18 protein-coding genes are annotated in these 17101 nt (G+C 60.6%); 8 read left to right on the forward strand and 10 right to left on the reverse strand.

Annotated features, from left to right (window positions below; all coding sequences use genetic code 11):
- The first annotated feature begins 8 nt into the window (after positions 1–8).
- The 4 genes from ACFOOQ_RS20815 (at position 9) to ACFOOQ_RS20830 (ending at position 1688) form a co-directional block, all read left to right on the forward strand.
- A complete protein-coding gene (locus tag ACFOOQ_RS20815) occupies positions 9–764 on the forward strand; it encodes an aspartate/glutamate racemase family protein (RefSeq protein ID WP_379729643.1) in 756 nt (251 codons plus the stop codon).
- Positions 757–1266 (forward strand): nucleoside 2-deoxyribosyltransferase, encoded by a 510-nt coding sequence (locus ACFOOQ_RS20820; RefSeq protein ID WP_379729644.1) that lies wholly within the window; start codon positions 757–759, stop codon positions 1264–1266. Before ACFOOQ_RS20815 ends, ACFOOQ_RS20820 begins: the two co-directional genes overlap by 8 nt.
- Positions 1267–1316: 50 nt before the next feature.
- On the forward strand, positions 1317–1466 hold the full coding sequence (locus ACFOOQ_RS20825) for a helix-turn-helix domain-containing protein (protein WP_379729645.1): 150 nt from the start codon (positions 1317–1319) through the stop codon (positions 1464–1466).
- A gap of 66 nt (positions 1467–1532) precedes the next feature.
- Entirely contained in the window at positions 1533–1688 is a 156-nt protein-coding gene (locus ACFOOQ_RS20830; protein WP_379729647.1) for a hypothetical protein, read from the forward strand.
- A gap of 328 nt (positions 1689–2016) precedes the next feature.
- Here ACFOOQ_RS20830 and ACFOOQ_RS20835 read toward each other — a convergent pair whose 3' ends face one another.
- The 8 genes from ACFOOQ_RS20835 to ACFOOQ_RS20870 all read right to left on the reverse strand — a co-directional run bounded on the left by ACFOOQ_RS20835 (position 2017) and on the right by ACFOOQ_RS20870 (position 9530).
- Positions 2017–2697 carry an alpha/beta fold hydrolase gene (locus tag ACFOOQ_RS20835; protein WP_379729648.1) on the reverse strand — a complete coding sequence of 227 codons (681 nt, stop codon included), beginning with the start codon at positions 2695–2697 and terminating at the stop codon, positions 2017–2019.
- A gap of 278 nt (positions 2698–2975) precedes the next feature.
- Entirely contained in the window at positions 2976–3758 is a 783-nt protein-coding gene (locus tag ACFOOQ_RS20840) for an alpha/beta fold hydrolase (RefSeq protein WP_379729649.1), read from the reverse strand.
- Positions 3759–3778: 20 nt separating this feature from the next.
- Complete coding sequence (locus tag ACFOOQ_RS20845) at positions 3779–4966, reverse strand: FAD-dependent monooxygenase (protein WP_379729651.1); 1188 nt, start codon at positions 4964–4966, stop codon at positions 3779–3781.
- A 50-nt stretch (positions 4967–5016) separates the two neighbouring features.
- Positions 5017–5721: an ABC transporter ATP-binding protein gene (locus tag ACFOOQ_RS20850; protein WP_379729653.1), complete on the reverse strand. Its 705-nt coding sequence runs from the start codon at positions 5719–5721 to the stop codon at positions 5017–5019.
- On the reverse strand, positions 5714–6505 hold the full coding sequence (locus tag ACFOOQ_RS20855; RefSeq protein ID WP_379729654.1) for an ABC transporter ATP-binding protein: 792 nt from the start codon (positions 6503–6505) through the stop codon (positions 5714–5716). The genes ACFOOQ_RS20850 and ACFOOQ_RS20855 overlap by 8 nt, the downstream gene beginning before the upstream one ends.
- A gap of 3 nt (positions 6506–6508) precedes the next feature.
- On the reverse strand, positions 6509–7492 hold the full coding sequence (locus tag ACFOOQ_RS20860) for a branched-chain amino acid ABC transporter permease (RefSeq protein ID WP_379729655.1): 984 nt from the start codon (positions 7490–7492) through the stop codon (positions 6509–6511).
- Positions 7489–8367, reverse strand: coding sequence for a branched-chain amino acid ABC transporter permease (locus ACFOOQ_RS20865; RefSeq protein ID WP_379729656.1), 879 nt, complete (start codon positions 8365–8367; stop codon positions 7489–7491). The genes ACFOOQ_RS20860 and ACFOOQ_RS20865 overlap by 4 nt, the downstream gene beginning before the upstream one ends.
- 32 nt (positions 8368–8399) lie before the next feature.
- Positions 8400–9530, reverse strand: a complete 1131-nt coding sequence (locus tag ACFOOQ_RS20870; protein WP_379729658.1) for an ABC transporter substrate-binding protein — start codon at positions 9528–9530, stop codon at positions 8400–8402.
- Positions 9531–9966: 436 nt separating this feature from the next.
- On the opposite strand from ACFOOQ_RS20870, the gene ACFOOQ_RS20875 reads away from it, so the two are divergent.
- Together ACFOOQ_RS20875 and ACFOOQ_RS20880 are read left to right on the forward strand one after the other, a co-directional pair.
- Positions 9967–11370: an amidase gene (locus ACFOOQ_RS20875; RefSeq protein ID WP_379729659.1), complete on the forward strand. Its 1404-nt coding sequence runs from the start codon at positions 9967–9969 to the stop codon at positions 11368–11370.
- A gap of 25 nt (positions 11371–11395) precedes the next feature.
- Positions 11396–12145, forward strand: a complete 750-nt coding sequence (locus ACFOOQ_RS20880) for a maleate cis-trans isomerase family protein (RefSeq protein WP_379729660.1) — start codon at positions 11396–11398, stop codon at positions 12143–12145.
- Here ACFOOQ_RS20880 and ACFOOQ_RS20885 read toward each other — a convergent pair.
- Positions 12142–12855: a TetR/AcrR family transcriptional regulator gene (locus ACFOOQ_RS20885; RefSeq protein WP_379729661.1), complete on the reverse strand. Its 714-nt coding sequence runs from the start codon at positions 12853–12855 to the stop codon at positions 12142–12144. The genes ACFOOQ_RS20880 and ACFOOQ_RS20885 overlap by 4 nt on opposite strands.
- A 127-nt stretch (positions 12856–12982) precedes the next feature.
- On the opposite strand from ACFOOQ_RS20885, the gene ACFOOQ_RS20890 reads away from it, so the two are divergent.
- Together ACFOOQ_RS20890 and ACFOOQ_RS20895 are read left to right on the forward strand one after the other, a co-directional pair.
- The gene (locus tag ACFOOQ_RS20890) at positions 12983–14029 is read left to right on the forward strand and encodes a 2,5-dihydroxypyridine 5,6-dioxygenase (RefSeq protein WP_379729663.1); all 1047 of its coding nucleotides are present in this window, start codon (positions 12983–12985) and stop codon (positions 14027–14029) included.
- A gap of 3 nt (positions 14030–14032) precedes the next feature.
- Entirely contained in the window at positions 14033–14659 is a 627-nt protein-coding gene (locus ACFOOQ_RS20895; protein WP_379729664.1) for an N-carbamoylsarcosine amidohydrolase, read from the forward strand.
- Here the strand turns inward: ACFOOQ_RS20895 and gyrB are convergent.
- Positions 14656–17097 (reverse strand): DNA topoisomerase (ATP-hydrolyzing) subunit B, encoded by a 2442-nt coding sequence (gyrB, locus tag ACFOOQ_RS20900; RefSeq protein WP_379729665.1) that lies wholly within the window; start codon positions 17095–17097, stop codon positions 14656–14658. The genes ACFOOQ_RS20895 and gyrB overlap by 4 nt on opposite strands.
- Positions 17098–17101: the final 4 nt, after the last annotated feature.

Consider the following 17101-nt stretch of genomic DNA (forward strand, 5'->3'; position numbering starts at 1 on the left):
GATGCACCATGGCCACCCCGCCGTCTCCGCCATCATCGACCACCGAACCCATGCTTGGCATCCTGATGCTGGAGACGCAGTTCCCGCGCATTCCCGGCGACATCGGCAATGCCGCGACCTGGCCGTTCCCGGTGCGGTTCCGCGTAGTGCGCGGCGCCAGTGTCGAAAAGGTGGTGCTGCAGGATGCCCGCGGCCTGCTGCCCGATTTCATCGCGGCAGCGCGCGAGCTGGTCGCCGAGGGCGCCGCGGCGATCACCACAAGCTGCGGGTTTCTATCGTTGTTCCAGCAGGACATCGCCGCCGCCGTTTCCGTGCCGGTCGCCCTGTCGGCCCTGCTGCAGGTGCCCTGGGTGCAGGCGACCCTGCCCGCCGGCAAACGCGTCGGCATCATCACCGCCAGCGGCGCGACCCTGACGCCGGCCCATCTCGCCACCGCCGGCGTGCCGCTGGACACGCCGGTCATCGGCATCGAGGATGGTCGCGAGTTGTTCCATGTTCTTGTCACGGCGGGAAAACACGATCTGGATGTCGCGCTCGCCGAGCAGGATATCCTTGCGGCCGGCAGAACACTGCTGGCCCGGCATCCCGATATCGGCGCCATCGTGCTCGAATGCACCAACATGCCGCCCTATGCGGCGGCGCTGCAGGCCGCTACCGGCCTGCCGGTCTATGACATCTGTTCGCTGGTCACCTGGCTTCATGCCGGCCTGTACCCGCGCCGCTTCGCTCGCCCTGCCCCTGCCCGGGATTCCACCGATGCCTGATGCCATCTCCGCCTATCTCGCCGGCCCGGATGTCTTCGCCCCGGATGCCGGCGCCCGTTTCGCCGCGATGCGGCAACTGTGTGCCGACAACGGCATCGCGCCGATCTGCCCGACGGATGGCGACCTGCCGCCCGGCCTGGCCGGCGCGACTCTGGCCCGGCATATCAAGTTTGCAAATATCCAACAGATCCGCAGCGCATCCTGCGTCATCGCAAACATCTCGCCCTTGCGCGGCCCGAATATGGACCCCGGCACCGCCTATGAGATCGGCTTCGCTGAAGCGCTCGGCAAACCGGTGTTCCTATGGTCGGAGACGACAACAACCCTGGCTGCGCGCACCCAGGCCGCATCGGAAGGCCGCGACGCGCAGGGCTGGATGATCGAGAATTTCGGCCTCGCCGAGAATCTGATGATCGGCATCAACGATTTCGGGCCGGTTGCCACATCTTTCGCCGCTGCCCTAGCGGGAGCGAAACGGCACTTCACCCAACCCGCCGACTGACATCGCGTGCGGCGCCAGATCAGTGACTTGGTGTTTAGTCCCGTGGAGTGGTGATACGATTGATCGTCACCGCTGGCAGGAGGGTCCGGGAATTCCGTAAGGAAGCCGGGCTGACCCAGCCGCAGCTGGCGGACAAGGTCGGGGTGTCCCTGGACACGATCGGGAATATCGAGCGGGACGAATTCTTCACTGCAGCTTAGACACTGTTCAGGATTGGGCAGGTCCTCGGCCGAAACATGGACGAGTTGTTTGCGAGAACCCCGCGAGTGAAGAAGAGGCCCGAGGACGAGACCATCGACGTGGCCATGGTCCGGTTCCGGGCCATGCTTGAGGGCCAGCTGGCCTTCAAGGCCGAAGACGTCGTCAAACTGCTGAATATGGCAGCCCGGAAAAAGGCCGCCCACAAGGGTAAAGGCCGCTGACCGCGTTTCGGGACCGAAGTTTTTAAAAGCTCCCGGGTTTTCTTTGCATGCCTGCCCGGGAATGTAAAAATTTCCAGCAATTCTTTACATGACGGTCGCCAGAATTCCATGTGCAATCGCTTTGACCTCCACAGCCCGATTACCGAGGTCGCCCGCTTCTTCGAAGCCCGGGCCGAGGCCAACTGGGCGGCCTTTTCCGGACTCTGGGAGGTATGGCATGACCGGGCCATAGGGGGACCGAGCGACCGTCCGCCACCATCGTCCCCTGTCCAGAAAATGCTCTGACGGCGGAGATCATAGTCTTGCCTCAGCGCATTTCCGGAAGGATTCATTCTGCCGTCACGCTCTTCAGCTCCTGAACGAACGCCAGGAATTCTTTGGGTGCCTGCCCAAACACGTCGTGGCCAGTTGACAATGACTTCACTATCCAGCCCTTATCGTTCTTGAGACGATCATAGGTCGAGGTGAAGGGAGTCGCGTCCCATCCACTCGCGTAGATGTACATTTTTTCCGGAATCTCTTGCCATCGACCCGTGAGGTGAATGGCCTGACGGAATGCAGCGAGCGGATGGGAAACGCGTCTGGGATCCTTACCAGGCGGTGGGGTCACCCCAAAGCCATCCTCGGCAGATCCGTCTATTGCAATCTTGCGAAAATAGTCTCCCGCCAGGTTCCACCACGCATCGCCATCGTCTGGGACAAATGCGTCCACATAGACCAGTGCGGCTATTCTCTCGGGCAACCGATCCGCGACGCCGCTCACGACCATCCCGGCATAGCTATGACCGCACAGGACCACGTCCGCCAGGTTCTCATAGGTCAGAACGTTGGCGACATCCATGATGTGCGTTTCGAGGTTTGGGCGCGCGTATGCGAGATGGACCCGTTCGCCAAGGCCAGTCAAAGTGGGCGTGAAGACCTCGTGCCCCAACCCTCGAAGCACCCGGGCAATCGGCGCGAATGTCCATCCGCCACGCCAGCCTCCTGGAATCAGAACAAAAGTACTCATTATCCATCTCCAAAGCGGGATCGTGATCCATATGCCCGAGATGTCGTCTCGGCTCCATGACCAGATGCCGATCATCCTGATCCCGGCCGCCTTCGATGCCAGGCTGGGGCCTCAGGATAGCCCCCGGCAACCTGAAGCAACTGCTGGGGTCCCCTATCCCGGCACCCCTGAGGTGACACCCGTCGGCGCGGCAGTCGGAAATGTGCGGAATGACGGGCTGGGGCTCATCGAGCGCGTTCGCCAGCCCGTGACCGGCCACACCAGCATACCGTCAATGCCTATCCAAGAAACCGGTTTATTCCTGCGACGAACCCATCAAGATTGTCCCACGGAATCATATGGCCTGCGTTTGGCACACGAACCGCCTCCAGGTCGGGTTTCAATGCCATCAGCTCCGCCATCTCCTCATCGCGGATGACGTCACCACGCTCCGCCGCCATGAGCAATGTCGGGACGCGAATGTCGGAAACATCCTGATGGATGTCGTCGGCATGGAACCCATCATAGGACGCCACAATGGCCGACTCCAGGCAGGTATGAAGCCACTCGGCGCGGAGCTTCAGCTGCTCCTCGGTCCAGCTCGGCAGGAACGTCTTCATCTCCTGCCAGGAAGCCCCCTGGGTGGCCAGGCGTATGGAGTCCACATACCAGGACAACGGCGCAGGATATGGGCGTCTCCCAGGTCCGGTGACCGGCGGGTCTACCCAGACCATCTTCTGAATTCCGGCTAGGTCATGCCTGGCGGCCCGAATGGCGATCCGGGCACCCATCGAGTGCCCGACCAAATGGTAGTCGTCGATCCCGAGCGCACGCACGAACCCTGTAACGTCGTTTGCGCAGGCATCCAGGCTGTAGCCCAGCCCGGGGTCCGCCTGCGACAATCCGCGCCCTCGCACGTCCAGGACATAGACGTCGTACCGCTCGGCTAGGCGTTCTGCGATGAATCCCCACGTGATTGCCGGGCTCGTGATGCCCGGCACCAGAATTATCGGCACCCCGGAGCCGCCGTATCTCAGGTAATGCTGGCGGATTCCGTTCGCCCGGAGATTGGCTCCGTACATGAACCGGCTATCCATGGCAATCAGGCCACCGCCGTCGCGTCGTACTCGTAGACCCAACCAGCCTTCAGGCCGGTAGCCTGCGGATTGATCAAACCGCGGATGTAATACTCAATGTCGCGCCGGAGCCGGGCCATCGGGGAGATGAGATGGTTCGTTTTCCCCTGTTCGCGCGCCTTCAGCTGAACTTCGCTGGTCCGCGGCTTCCGCAGCGCTTCGTAGTGCTGCAGCGCTTCCGGTACGCTGGTATCCGCCGACAATGCGGTTCCCAGCACATAGCCATCTTCAATGGCCATCGCGGCACCCTGCGAAAGATAGGGCAGCATCGGATGGGCGGCATCACCGAGAATGGTGACGTTACCCTTGCACCACGCCTGCAGCGGGTCCCGATCGAAAAGACCCCACTTGAAGACATGATCTGCTTTCATGAACAGTTTGTGCAGGCGCGGGTGCCAGTCCTTATAGGCCTCGATGACCTCTTCCCTGGTCGCTTGCGTATTCCAGGACTCCGCCGTCCAGGCCGTGGTTTCCTGACAGGCGACGACATTGACACCTTTGCCGCCCTTCACGTAGTAGGTGACGATATGACCATTCGGTCCGAACCACATGGTTGACGCCGGGGCCACCAGATTGAAGTCCGGCTCATCAAAGGGCACGACCATGCGCCAGCACAGATTATAGGTGAACCGCGGCGCGTCCTCACCGAACAGCTTCTCTCGAACAACCGAGTGAATGCCATCGGCCCCCAGCACCACGTCGGCCTCAACCTCACTGCCGTCGCCAAATTTTGCGTATGCCGTGTCATTGACCGTACCGACATCGACGCATTTCACACCCAGACGGAAAATGCTCTCCGGCAACGGCTGGCTCAGGATCCGGTGAAGATCAGCCCGGTGGACATGCAGATACTTGGCACCATACAGCTGATCACAGACATCCAGCGGCGTCCGGAAAAGTTTACGGCCCGTGCGATAATCCAGCCCCAGAATAGCCTGAGGCATGAAGCTCACGGATTTCAGCTCGTCTTCGAGTCCGAGAGCCCGCATGACCTTCACGGCATTCGGCGTCATCTGGATGCCAGCACCCACTTCGCCGATCTGTGGGACCTGCTCGTGGATCGAGACTTCATGGCCGCGCTTGCGAAGGGAGTTTGCCGCAGCAAGGCCACCAATACCGGCGCCGACAACAGCGATCCGAAGCTTTCTACTCATCCCGGAACCTTTCTTCCTTAACCGTTTAATTAATTTATCGGCAAAAAAAATTACCCGCCGAGGTAAGCCTTGAGCAGCGAGGGATTGCCGAGCATGGCCCGCGCATCATCCTCGGCAACTATCTGGCCGGTGCCCACCACATAGGCCCGGTTCGCGAGCATGAGGGCCATTTCGACATTCTGCTCAACCAGGAGCACCGAAACGCCCTTGGCATGAACGGTCTTGATGATGTTGCCGACCTGTTGCATCAGCAGCGGACTTAGCCCCAATGACGGCTCATCGAACATGATGAGCTTGGGATCCGACATCATGGCGCGGCCGATCGCGAGCATCTGCTGCTGTCCGCCACTCAAGCGACCCGCGAGTTCGGACCGGCGCTCCAGAAGAACCGGGAAGTCCGCATAGACCTCATCCAGCTTGCGCTTGACCAGGCTTGCCTTGGGCATGATGTACGCGCCCAGCTCCAGGTTCTCCTCAATCGTCATGTGCGGCCAGACTTTGCGTTCCTCCGGGCAATGCGCAATGCCTGCTTTGATGATATCGGCCGGTTTCCGTCCGCCCAGCACCATTCCGTTGAACGAAATCTCGCCAGACGTCGGCTTGAGCAGCGCCGAAATTGTGCGCAGCACGGTCGTCTTTCCCGCACCGTTCGGCCCCACCAGGGCAACGACTTCGCCGGTCCGCACCTTCAACGATACCTGCCGCAGAGCGGGCACAGCGCCATACCCAGCCGAAACGTTCTTCAGTTCAAGCATGGGCAGCCTCACCGCTCACTTCCAGACTCCCGCCCAGATAGGCCTCGATGACAGCAGCGTTGCTCCGGATGTCAGCGGGCGTCCCTTCGGCGATCTTTTCTCCAAAGTTCAGCACCACGACGCGGTCGGACACTTCCATCACGACGTTCATGTCGTGCTCGACGAGCAGGATTGTGATGTCCAGTTCCCGGCAGATGTGGCGGAGCAAGGCGACGAGCCGCACCGATTCTTCGGTATTCAGACCCGCTGCCGGTTCATCCAGCAGCAGGAGCCGGGGCGCAGCGGACAGGCCGATCGCGATCTCCAGAAGGCGCAGCTTGCCGTAGGCAAGATTCCGGGCCTCCTCTTCTGCGAGTTCCTGCAAACCAACCAGCGTGAGGATGCTGTCGACATTTTCCTGAACATCCCTGTCTCTGGCCCGCGCCGACGATGTGTTGAACATTGTCTCGAGGAAACTCCCCCTTGCGCGCAAGTAATGAGCCGTCACCAGATTCTCTCGCACGGTCAGGCCAGAGAAAACGTTCGTGATCTGGAAGCTTCTGACGATGCCGAGCTGGGCTATCTTGTGCGGTTTGAGATGGCCAACTGACACACCGTCAAAGGTGATTTCCCCCTCATTCGGCGTCACGAAGCCCGTAATCATGTTGAACATGGTGGTCTTCCCGGCGCCGTTCGGGCCGATCAGACTGACGATTTCTCCTCTATTGACCTGGAAGCAGACGTTCCTTGTGGCCTGCAGGCCACCGAACCGGCGGGACACGTTGTCGACGTTGAGCATGGTCATCGGTCAGCTCTCCGCGGGCTTGGGCTGCGGTACCTTGGCTGGCACGCCCCTGCGCCGTCGCAACAGCAGGCCGGTGATACCGTTGGGGAGGAACACCACGACCGCGATCAGCAGCAGCCCGAAGACGCTCAGCCGGACCTCATTGATGAAACGCAGGTATTCCAGCGCCAGGCCAATGACCAATGCGCCGAGAATTGGGCCCAGGACAGTTCCTTTGCCCCCAAGGGCCACCATCATCAGCATGGTCACCATGAAGCTGAAGCCAAATACCTCCGGCCCGACGAAGCTGATGTAATGTGCATAAAAAGACCCAGCCAGGCCTGCGAAGAAAGCCCCGGCAACAAATGTCCCCAAGGCATAGCGGAATGGGTTAATTCCAATCGACTTCGCCAGTCTCCGGTTTTCCCGAATCGCGACGGACGCAGCACCATATGAGGACCGGGCAAAGCGAAAAACGCAGATTGTCGTTACCGCGAGCAGGGCAAGTCCGAGGTAGTAATACCAGAGCTTCGAATTGAACTCATAAACGTGCCCAGCGCCCAGGTTGATGACCGGGGCCGGAATATTGGAAAAACCGAGAGGTCCACGGGTCACCTCAACCCAGTTCAGCACAATGAGGCGCATGACCTCAGTGAAGCTCAGGGTAATCAGGACGAAATAGTGACCTTCCAATCGCAGCGTGATAGCGCCGATAGCAAGGCCGAACAGCGCTGCGATCACCCCGGCTACTGGCAGCGCCAGCCAGAACGGGGCATGGAACTGGGCTGAGAGAATTGCCGAGGTATAAGCGCCAATACCCAGGAAGGCCGCATGTCCGAGGGGAAGTTCTCCCACGTACCCCACGGTGAGATTCAGGCTCGACGCCAGAATTCCGTAGAAGAAGACCATGATCATGACGTGGATAAGGAATTCGTTCGGGACGATCAGGGGCAGCGCCAGCGCCAAAATCAGGCCACCAGCGAGCGTGTTATTCTCAATCGACTTCATTTCTCGCGAGCCCCAACCATACCGAACAGGCCTGAGGGCTTGACCAGAAGCAGGCCGATCACGAGCAGGAATCCTACGACATCCATGTAACCCGTGGAAATGAAGCCCCCCCACAGGCTTTCAACCACGCCCAGAAGCAAGCCGCCAACAATCGCTCCGCCGAAGCTGCCCATTCCACCAAGGATGACGACGACGAACGCCTTCAGCGTTGCCAACTCCGCTGCCGTCGGATGAACAACGAAAACGGCCCCGAGAAGAATCCCCGACAGGGCAGCAAGGGTTGTTCCAAGGGCAAATGTAAACCGGTAGGTCTGCGAAATCGGTATGCCGACGAGGGCGGCCGCTTCCTTTTGCTGGAATACGGCCCGCATGGCACGTCCGCGGCGGGTGTGATTGATGAGGTAATGAACGGCAACGATTGCGGCGACCGAGACAAAAATCGTGATGACACGGACCTTGGTAATCACAATTGTTCCGATAATGAGTGGTGCAGCTCCGATGCCGGTCTCAATGTTCTTCGGCTCAGTGCCGAACACAAGGAGCATTGTGTTCATCATGAACACAGACAGGCCGATGGTGACCAGGGCCGTCGATATCATAGGCGCATCGCGCATGCGGCTGAGGAGCGCCCAATCCACGAAGGCTCCGAATATCCACATGACGACCAGCACGATTGGAATTGCGGCCGCGAAGGGTATCCCGAGGAAATGCGTCAGCACGTATGCCAGCATTCCTCCGAGGACGAAGAACTCTCCATGCGCGAAGTTGACGATCTGCATCATCCCGAAGATGAGCGTCAGGCCAACCGCGGTCAGCGCATAGAAGCAGCCTGCCACGAGCCCGTTGACTATGAACTGTAGGGTTACATCGAACACTTTGGGGCCTCGTGATCAGGCTGCTCTGCGTTTCAGTTCGGCTTTTCCATCTTGGCGTCCGCCTTTACCACCGGCGAGCCGCCCTTAAGTTCTACAAGGAAGACACTCTGCCCGTAGATCTGCCCCTTGGCGTCGAACCGCAGGCGGCCGGTCGGACCAGTGTAGTCAGTCGCAACCAGAGCTTCACGGATTTTGGCCGGTTCCGCCGAGCCCGCGCGCTTGATGGCAGCCGCAATGATGTGAATGGTGTTGTAGCCCGACATCGAATATTTGCCCGGATCTTCGTTGTATGCCGCCTTGAACTTGGAGACGAAGGTCTTGTTCAGGTCACCACTGATGGTTGGTGCATAAGCGACACCCGCCAGCAGGCCATTTGCGGCATCTCCCGCAAGATTCATGAAGGTCGGCGTCGCCCAGGCACCCACACCGAAAATCTTCGATTTGACGCTGAGCTCCTTCGCCTGCTTCACGAGGGTCGCCGCCGCCTGCGTCTCGGCCGCGACAACGATGAGGTCCGGATTGGCCGCACGAACCTTGGTCAGCAACGTGTAGAAGTCCGCATGGCTGTATTCGAAAAACTCAGTTCCGACCGTCTTGGCCCCCAGCCCCTCAAGGACATGCTTGAAAGAATCGACGGTCCCGCGACCCCAATCATCGTTGGCGGCCAAGAAGAACACGGATTTGAACTTCAGGTCGCTGTAGAGCGATTTCGAGAAGGCAACAGCCAGCATGGCGTCGGTCTCCGCGTTGCGGAAGAACCACTTATTGCCAGCTTCAGTCAGCTTCGGCAGGGACGAAACGCCCGTGACCAGCGGAATCTGGCTCTTTTCCGCCAACGGCATAACCGCCTGGGTGGCGCCACTGCAGAACGCCCCCATGATGACCGGCACCTTGTCCGCGGTGATCAGCTTTTCAGCTGCACTGACCGATTCGGCGGGCTTGCAGGCACCATCCCCAATCACAAGCTCGATCGGCGAGCCCAGGACACCACCGGCATCGTTGATTTCCTTGACCGCCAGCTTGGCGCCCTTGATGACGTTATTGCCGTCGAACGCGACGCCGCCCGTCAGCGGTTGAACGACGCCGATCTTGATCGGCTCCGCCATCGCGACGGAGGTCATCAACGACAGGCCAGCCAGCGAAAGTGCCAGGTGTTTCAACATGGACGATCCCTTTTCTCTGTTTGGAAGTGGGCTTGAGATGGTTTTGGGTCGGCCGAGAGCGGATTTGTCGGGCGGATTAGCCGTTTGCACCGCTGAATAAAGGGAAACGCCATGGAACTGCGGGAAGCGCTCCCGCCAGTCACACCCCGCATTTCCCTGCATCGCGGCATCAGGCCCGCCCGTTCTTTTAATTAATCGACTATTTAATTAAATACGGGATTGCGTTTTTGCGTCAAGCGGATTCTGTGCCTGCGATATTTGCAGTGTGGCGGATAAATCATCATGAGTACCGCGCTCGTTGCGACAAACCCTGATTCCACGCGCCTTAATCGCAATTCGGCAGTCGAAGCGAAAAACGGCGCCCTCAAAATCCTTCTTGACCTCAGGAATAAAATTCTGATTTTAATTAATCATCTAATTAATAAACGGGTGCGCCTTGAGCAAAGAGATAACCTCGCTCTCCGCCGCTGGATTGCGGAAAGCCTATCTTCGCAAGGACTTGTCACCGGTGGAGGTGACAAAGATCGCGATTGCGCAGATCGAGCGGCTGGAGCCGCAGCTGAATGCCTTCGCCGTCCAGGCGACGCCCGAGGCACTACTGGAGCAGGCCGCCATGTCGGAGCGTCGATGGCTCGACGCCTCACCGCTCGGCCCTCTCGATGGCGTACCTATCACCATCAAAGATGCCATCCGCACGAAGGGCTGGCCTACTGTGGCCGGGTCGCACACGGTGAAGCCAGGTCAGCCGTGGACCGAGGATTCCCCTGCCGTCGCCCGCGCCCGGGAAAGCGGCGCCATTTTTCTTGGCAAGACCACCACGCCGGAATTCGGCTGGAAGGCCGTAACCGACAGCCCGAAGTATGGCATTACCCGCAATCCCTGGAATTTCGACCGCACTCCTGGTGGCTCCAGCGGCGGCTCCGCCGCGGCCTTAGCCGCTGGTATCGGACATGCGGCGATCGGCACGGATGCTGCGGGCTCGGTCCGTATTCCGGCGTCCCTTTGCGGGCTGGTCGCGCTCAAGGCCACCACGGGCCGCATCCCGACCTACCCACCGAGCGCACTGTGGCGCATGGGCCATATTGGGCCTATCTGCCGCACGGTCGATGACACCGCAATGATGCTGAACCTGCTGTCCCGGCCGGACCCCCGGGACTGGAGCGCCCTGCCCCCGTCCGGCGAGGATTTTGAGCTGCCGCGCCGGTCGCTAGCAGGCTTGAAAGTCGCCTTCAGTCCGACCCTTGGTTATGCGCGGGTGATGCCTGAAATTGCGCAAGTCGTCGAGCTGGCCGTCCGGAAGCTTGAGGACCTGGGAGCGACTATTGAACTGGTGGAAGCTCCGTTCCCGGATCCGACCCCAGCGGCAATGACCATGTTCGCCGCGGGTATCGTTCATTCCCAGCGCCATCTTGACGATGCCGCCATGGCAATGCTCGATCCGGATCTGAGGGCAGTCATCGAGAATTCGGCTTCGGTTGACCGCGAAGCATACATGTCAGCGGTCGATCAGCAGATTGCCCTGACCCGCAACAACCGCCTGTTTCATCAGACATACGACCTTCTGGTGACACCTACTCTGGCGGTTGCCGCATTCGAGGTCGGCCGGAATGTTGCGCCGGACTATGACACGGCCAACTGGATGAGCTGGACGCCCTTCACATACCCGTTCAACCTGACCGGCCAGCCCGCCGCGACCGTGCCCTGTGGCCTGACTGCAGAGGGACTGCCTGTCGGCCTGCAGTTCGTTGGCGACCTATATGCCGATGCTCTCGTGCTCCAGGCCGCACGCCTGTTTGAGACGGTCTCTCCGTTCGGCCACGCCCTGCCGAGCTGCCTCTAACAATCAATCCCTACAGGCTTCAGTCATGACCCAGTTCCGGATCGGCCAGATCGTTCCCAGTTCCAACGTAACGATGGAAACTGAAATACCGGCCATGCTGCAGATGCGGCAGCAGATTCGCCCCGAACGTTTCACTTTCCATTCGAGCCGCATGCGTATGCGGCGCGTGGAGAAGGAGGAGCTGGCGGCAATGGACCGAGAATCGGATCGCTGCGCAATTGAACTGAGTGATGCCCGGATGGATGTCATCGGCTACGCCTGCCTAGTCGCCATCATGGCAATGGGGAAAGGCTATCACCGCCAGTCGGAGCAACGCCTTGCCGAGAGAACTCGGGAAAATGGTGCCGGAACCCAGATCGTCACCAGTGCGGGGGCCCTTGTCGATGCCCTTCCGGTCCTGGGGGCAAAGAAGATTGCCGTCGTCGCTCCTTACATGAAGCCGCTGACCCGACTCGTCGTCGATTATATCGAAAGCGAAGGTATCGAAGTTGTCGACTTCATCGCACTGGAGATCCCGGACAATCTTGACGTGGCACGTCACGACCCGCAGCGACTTCCGGACATCGCCAAACGGCTCAAAGTCGCTTCGGCGGATGCCGTAGTTCTGTCGGCTTGCGTACAGATGCCCTCCCTGCCAGCAATAGCCCGCGCCGAGGCGATCCTCGGGCGTCCGGTGCTGAGCGCCGCGGTGGCAACGACGTATTCGATGCTGAAAAGTCTGAAGCTGGAACCGATCGTTCCCGGTGCGGGCTCCCTGCTATCGGGCGCCTACTAATGCGCCTTTCGGATCGACGCCTTCTTCTTCGTGCGCCCGGTCGGGGCCTCGAGGCCACTCACCATGAATGTGGTCATTCGGTCAATGATCTCGTCGCTGGCCACCGCCCCCTTGTACTGCCCCTCGGACAGGTCCTCGAGGCGGTACAAGCCGGACAGCATATACAAAAGAGACCCGATCATGAATGCCATCCGCCAGTACACATCTGCCGGGTCGACCTTCGGCAGGACCTTCATGAAGGCCTTCACGTACCGGCGCGTCGAGAGGTCATAAACTTCGCGACGCAAATTCATCGCGAGATCCTCAGGTTCATAGTGCAGCCGCGACTGCAACCGTACGAAAGCCATGCCACCCGCGCCCATATCCCGCATTTCGAACGACGGCGTAAGGAACGCCCGTACGATATCCTGCAGGCTCGGCGCCTTGTTCGCGGCTTCAAGCTCATCGAGAAGCTCGATTCGCCTGTCGGTAATCTGCAAACCGCGCCGCTTGAATACCTCCCCGAACAGCTTTTGCTTCGTTCCGAAGTAGTAGTTGATCAGTGCCTGATTGACTTCGGCTCGCTCGGCGATTTCTCGCAGCGACGTACCGGCAAATCCACGCATAGCGAATTCCTGCTCAGCAATGTCGAGGATCGTCTCCCGCGTCGCCCGGTCGCCGGTGGGGCGGCCAGGGCGGCGAATGATCTTCTTGGCAATCTTCTTTGTCATTCCGAATCCAGATGCGGCAACCGCAGGCACCCCGTTCAACACGGCGAGGCGCGTCGAAAATGCCGGATTCGCGTGGACAAAAGCAATCAAATTAATTATACAACTCATTAATTAACGGAGGCATCCCATGGCAATCAGCGACTCTGAACTCATCGCCGCGTGGACCGAGGTGTTGAAGCTGTCCCGCCTGAAGCCGACCGAAACCGTGACCATCCTGACCAGTCAGGACAGCCACCCCCAGACCCTCAGCTGCGCCAGAACTGCGGCACAGCTTGCCGGTGCAAAGGTGATCTGCCTCGACCTGCCTCCGATGAATGGCGAGAAATCGCTCAGTCGAGACAAAACTGCATATGTCGGGACCACCCCACTGACCAACAATCAGGCCGCCATGGCGGCACTGAAGTCCAGCGACATGGTAATCGACCTGATGCTGCTGCTGTTCTCACCTGAACAACAGGAAATCCTTGAAAGCGGCACGCGCATCCTCCTCGCCGTCGAGCCGCCGGAAGTGCTTGTTCGGCTCCTCCCTACTGAAGCCGACAAGACGCGCGTCATGGCCGCAGCGGATTTGCTCAAGCGGAGCCGCAGCATGCAAGTTACATCTGCCGCAGGCACTGACTTCCGCTGTGCCCTTGGGGATTATCCCCTGCTGACCGAGTATGGCTTCTCCGATGAGCCTGGTCGCTGGGACCATTGGCCCAGCGGATTTCTTGCCACCTGGCCGAACGAAGTGACGTCGGAAGGCACCCTCGTCCTGGACCGGGGCGACATCCTGCTACCGATGAAGCGATACCTGGCCGATCCAGTTCGCCTGACTGTTGAAAAGGGCTACGTGACGGAAATTTCTGGCAGTCTCGACGCAGAGCTCCTGCGCGACTACATGACCGCCTTCAATGACCCCGAGGCCTATGCAATCTCGCACATTGGCTGGGGCCTGCAGCCGCGGGCACGGTGGTCGACACTCGGTCTGTTCGATCGGGAAGCCACTCTGGGCATGGATGCCCGGGCTTTTGAAGGCAATTTCCTCTTTTCGCTCGGCCCGAATACCGAAGCGGGCGGAACCCGGAACACAGCCTGCCATATCGATATTCCGATGCGGAACTGCACTGTTTCGCTCGACAACAAGCCGGTTGTCGAGAAGGGTCGCGTCCTCGATTCCCTAGAAGCAGCGTAATCCATGTCAGACGTGGAAGTTTACCAGCGCCAGGGCTTTGGCAATGCGCTGGGACTGAGCGGCCGACCTGGCCTGCTAATCATCGATTTCGTCAACGGATTTTCTGACCCGGCAGTATTCGGCGGGGGTAATATTCCCGCGGCCATTGCAGCTACGATTCCATTTCTGGCATGGGCACGCGAGCACAAACTTCCTGTCGCGCACACTCGTATCGTCTACGCCGATGATGGCAGCGACGGGAATGTATTCAGCCTGAAGATCCCAGGCATGCAGACCCTGGTCGAGCGGGGCGAGACTAGTCAGATCGTCCCCGAGTTGGCTCCGGTGACCGGCGAAATGGTAGTCCGGAAGACCCTGCCTTCGGGTTTCTTCGGTACTAATCTTGCCGCCTGGCTGACCCAGCGATCTGTCCAGACACTCCTTGTGGCTGGCTGCACGACCAGTGGCTGCGTCCGGGCCAGCGTGGTTGACGCGATGTCCTACGGCTTCCGACCTGTCGTACTGACCGATTGTGTGGGCGACCGCGCCAAAGGGCCGCACGAGGCCAACCTGTTCGACATGCAGCAGAAATATGCCGACCTGATGTCATCAAGGGATGTCATGGCCGCCAGTTTTTCGGCTATAGCCTAGATATCCAGGTTCACCACGTTCAGCGCGTTCGACTGGATGAAATCGCGGCGCGGCTCGACCACATCGCCCATCAGGGTCTCGAAGACGTTGTCGGCCTCTTCCGCATGGTCGACCTTGACCTGCAGCAGGCTGCGTGCTTCCGGGTCGAGCGTGGTTTCCCACAGCTGCGACGGGTTCATCTCGCCCAGCCCCTTGTAGCGCTGCATGGAAATGCCGCGCTTGCCGATCGTCTGCACGCGCTCCAGCAGATTGAGCGGCCCCTGCACGGCATGCACCTCGTCTTTGCGGCGCAGTTCGGCGGGCTTGAGATAGGTGGCCTGCAGTTCCGTCGCCATCTCGTTCAGCTTGCGTGCCTCGGCCGAGCGGAACAGCTGGCCGTCCAGCACATAGGTCTCGGTATAGCCACGCAGGCTGCGCTTGACGATCAGTGCATTGTCGGCCGCCAGCGTGCAGGTCCAGCCGCGCTCCAGCTCCGGCGTCAGCGCGTTGAGGCGCCGGGCCAGGGCCTCGGCCGCCTGGCCCGCCTTCTCGGCTGAGGTCATGACGTCGGGCTGCACCATGCCAAGGATCGCCGCCTGTTCGACGACCCACGGATTGTAGCGCTTGCCGATGGAATCGAGCAGCGCGCGGGCAACGCGGGCATGGTCGAGCAGGGCATGCAGGTCCTGGCCGGCGCGCTGGCTGCCGTCATGCAGGTTCAGCACCGCGCCATCCATGCCCTCGCCGATCAGGAATTCCTCCAGCGCCGCCTCGTCCTTCAGGTAGCGCTCGGACTGGCCGCGCTTGACCTTGTAGAGCGGCGGCTGGGCGATATAGAGATGGCCGGCATCGATCAGCGAACGCATCTGGCGGAAGAAGAAGGTCAGCAGCAGGGTGCGGATATGGGCGCCGTCCACGTCCGCGTCGGTCATGATGATGATCTTGTGGTAGCGCAGCTTCGCCAGGTCGAAATCGTCATGGCCGATGCCGGTACCCAGCGCCGTGATCAGCGTGCCGATTTCCTGCGAGGACAGCATCTTGTCGAAACGCGCGCGTTCGACATTGAGGATCTTGCCACGCAGCGGCAACACGGCCTGGTTGGCACGATGTCGGCCCTGCTTGGCCGAGCCGCCCGCCGAGTCACCCTCGACAAGGAAGAGTTCGGCCTTGGAGGGGTCACGTTCCTGGCAGTCGGCCAGTTTTCCGGGCAGCGAGGAAATGTCGAGCGCGCCCTTGCGGCGGGTCAGTTCGCGGGCCTTGCGCGCCGCCTCGCGGGCAGCAGCGGCCTCGACCACCTTGCCGACGATGATGCGGGCATCGGCCGGATGCTCCTCGAACCAGCTCGCCAGCATTTCGTTGACCAGGCTCTCGACCGCCGGGCGAACTTCCGAGGACACCAGCTTGTCCTTGGTCTGCGAGGAGAACTTCGGATCCGGCACCTTCACCGACAGCACGCAGGTCAGGCCCTCGCGCGCATCGTCGCCGGTCAGCGTCACCTTTTCCTTCTTGGCGATGCCGCTTTCACTGGCATAGCCGTTGACGCAGCGGGTCAGCGCGCCGCGGAAGCCGGCCAGATGGGTGCCGCCGTCACGCTGCGGGATATTGTTGGTGAAGCACAGCATCGTCTCGTGATAGCCGTCGTTCCACTGCATCGCGACCTCGACGCTGATGCCCTCGCGCTCGCCACGCATGGTCACCGGCGGCTTGTGCAGCGGCGTCTTGTTGCGGTCGAGATAGCTGACGAAAGCCTCGACACCGCCCTCGTAGCACAGCTCGATGCGCTTGGGCTCGACGCCGCGCAGGTCCTCGAGCACGATACGCACGCCGCTGTTGAGGAAAGCGAGCTCGCGCAGGCGATGCTCCAGCGTGGCCAGGTCGAATTCGGTCTTGGTGAAAGTGTCCGGCGATGGCAGGAAGGTCACCTCGGTGCCGCGCTTGCCCTCGGCCTCGCCCACTTCGGCCAGCGGCGCCTCGGCATTGCCATGGCGGAACCGCATATAATAGGCCTTGCCGCCGCGCCAGATGCGCAGGTCGAGCCAGATCGACAGCGCGTTGACCACCGACACGCCGACGCCGTGCAGGCCGCCGGAGACCTTGTAGGAATTCTGGTCGAATTTGCCGCCGGCATGCAGCTGGGTCATGATGACCTCGGCCGCCGAAACGCCTTCCTCGGGATGGATGTCGACCGGAATGCCGCGGCCGTTGTCGCGCACGGTCACCGAGCCGTCCGGATTCAGCGAGACATAGGCTTCGTCGCAATAACCGGCCAGCGCCTCGTCGATGGCGTTATCGACCACCTCGTAGACCATGTGGTGCAGGCCGGTGCCGTCGTCGGTATCGCCGATATACATGCCGGGCCGCTTGCGCACGGCATCCAGACCCTTCAGCACCTTGATGGACGAAGAGTCGTAACTCTCGCCGTTTTCGTCGCCGTTGCGCGGTGCCACTGCTTCGCTCATATCC

Origin of the sequence: Ferrovibrio xuzhouensis, from assembly GCF_042648965.1 — a bacterium.
Classification (GTDB): domain Bacteria; phylum Pseudomonadota; class Alphaproteobacteria; order Ferrovibrionales; family Ferrovibrionaceae; genus Ferrovibrio; species Ferrovibrio xuzhouensis.

What these genes read in the sequence shown, in the direction of transcription:
- ACFOOQ_RS20815 (WP_379729643.1), top strand. Translation starts at nt 9, where the DNA reads ATGGCCACCCCGCCGTCTCCGCCATCATCGACCACCGAACCCATGCTT.
- ACFOOQ_RS20820 (WP_379729644.1), top strand. Translation starts at nt 757, where the DNA reads ATGCCTGATGCCATCTCCGCCTATCTCGCCGGCCCGGATGTCTTCGCC.
- ACFOOQ_RS20835 (WP_379729648.1), bottom strand. Translation starts at nt 2,697, where the DNA reads ATGAGTACTTTTGTTCTGATTCCAGGAGGCTGGCGTGGCGGATGGACA.
- ACFOOQ_RS20840 (WP_379729649.1), bottom strand. Translation starts at nt 3,758, where the DNA reads ATGTACGGAGCCAATCTCCGGGCGAACGGAATCCGCCAGCATTACCTG.
- ACFOOQ_RS20845 (WP_379729651.1), bottom strand. Translation starts at nt 4,966, where the DNA reads ATGAGTAGAAAGCTTCGGATCGCTGTTGTCGGCGCCGGTATTGGTGGC.
- ACFOOQ_RS20850 (WP_379729653.1), bottom strand. Translation starts at nt 5,721, where the DNA reads ATGCTTGAACTGAAGAACGTTTCGGCTGGGTATGGCGCTGTGCCCGCT.
- ACFOOQ_RS20855 (WP_379729654.1), bottom strand. Translation starts at nt 6,505, where the DNA reads ATGACCATGCTCAACGTCGACAACGTGTCCCGCCGGTTCGGTGGCCTG.
- ACFOOQ_RS20860 (WP_379729655.1), bottom strand. Translation starts at nt 7,492, where the DNA reads ATGAAGTCGATTGAGAATAACACGCTCGCTGGTGGCCTGATTTTGGCG.
- ACFOOQ_RS20870 (WP_379729658.1), bottom strand. Translation starts at nt 9,530, where the DNA reads ATGTTGAAACACCTGGCACTTTCGCTGGCTGGCCTGTCGTTGATGACC.
- ACFOOQ_RS20880 (WP_379729660.1), top strand. Translation starts at nt 11,396, where the DNA reads ATGACCCAGTTCCGGATCGGCCAGATCGTTCCCAGTTCCAACGTAACG.
- ACFOOQ_RS20885 (WP_379729661.1), bottom strand. Translation starts at nt 12,855, where the DNA reads ATGACAAAGAAGATTGCCAAGAAGATCATTCGCCGCCCTGGCCGCCCC.
- ACFOOQ_RS20890 (WP_379729663.1), top strand. Translation starts at nt 12,983, where the DNA reads ATGGCAATCAGCGACTCTGAACTCATCGCCGCGTGGACCGAGGTGTTG.
- ACFOOQ_RS20895 (WP_379729664.1), top strand. Translation starts at nt 14,033, where the DNA reads ATGTCAGACGTGGAAGTTTACCAGCGCCAGGGCTTTGGCAATGCGCTG.
- gyrB (WP_379729665.1), bottom strand. Translation starts at nt 17,097, where the DNA reads ATGAGCGAAGCAGTGGCACCGCGCAACGGCGACGAAAACGGCGAGAGT.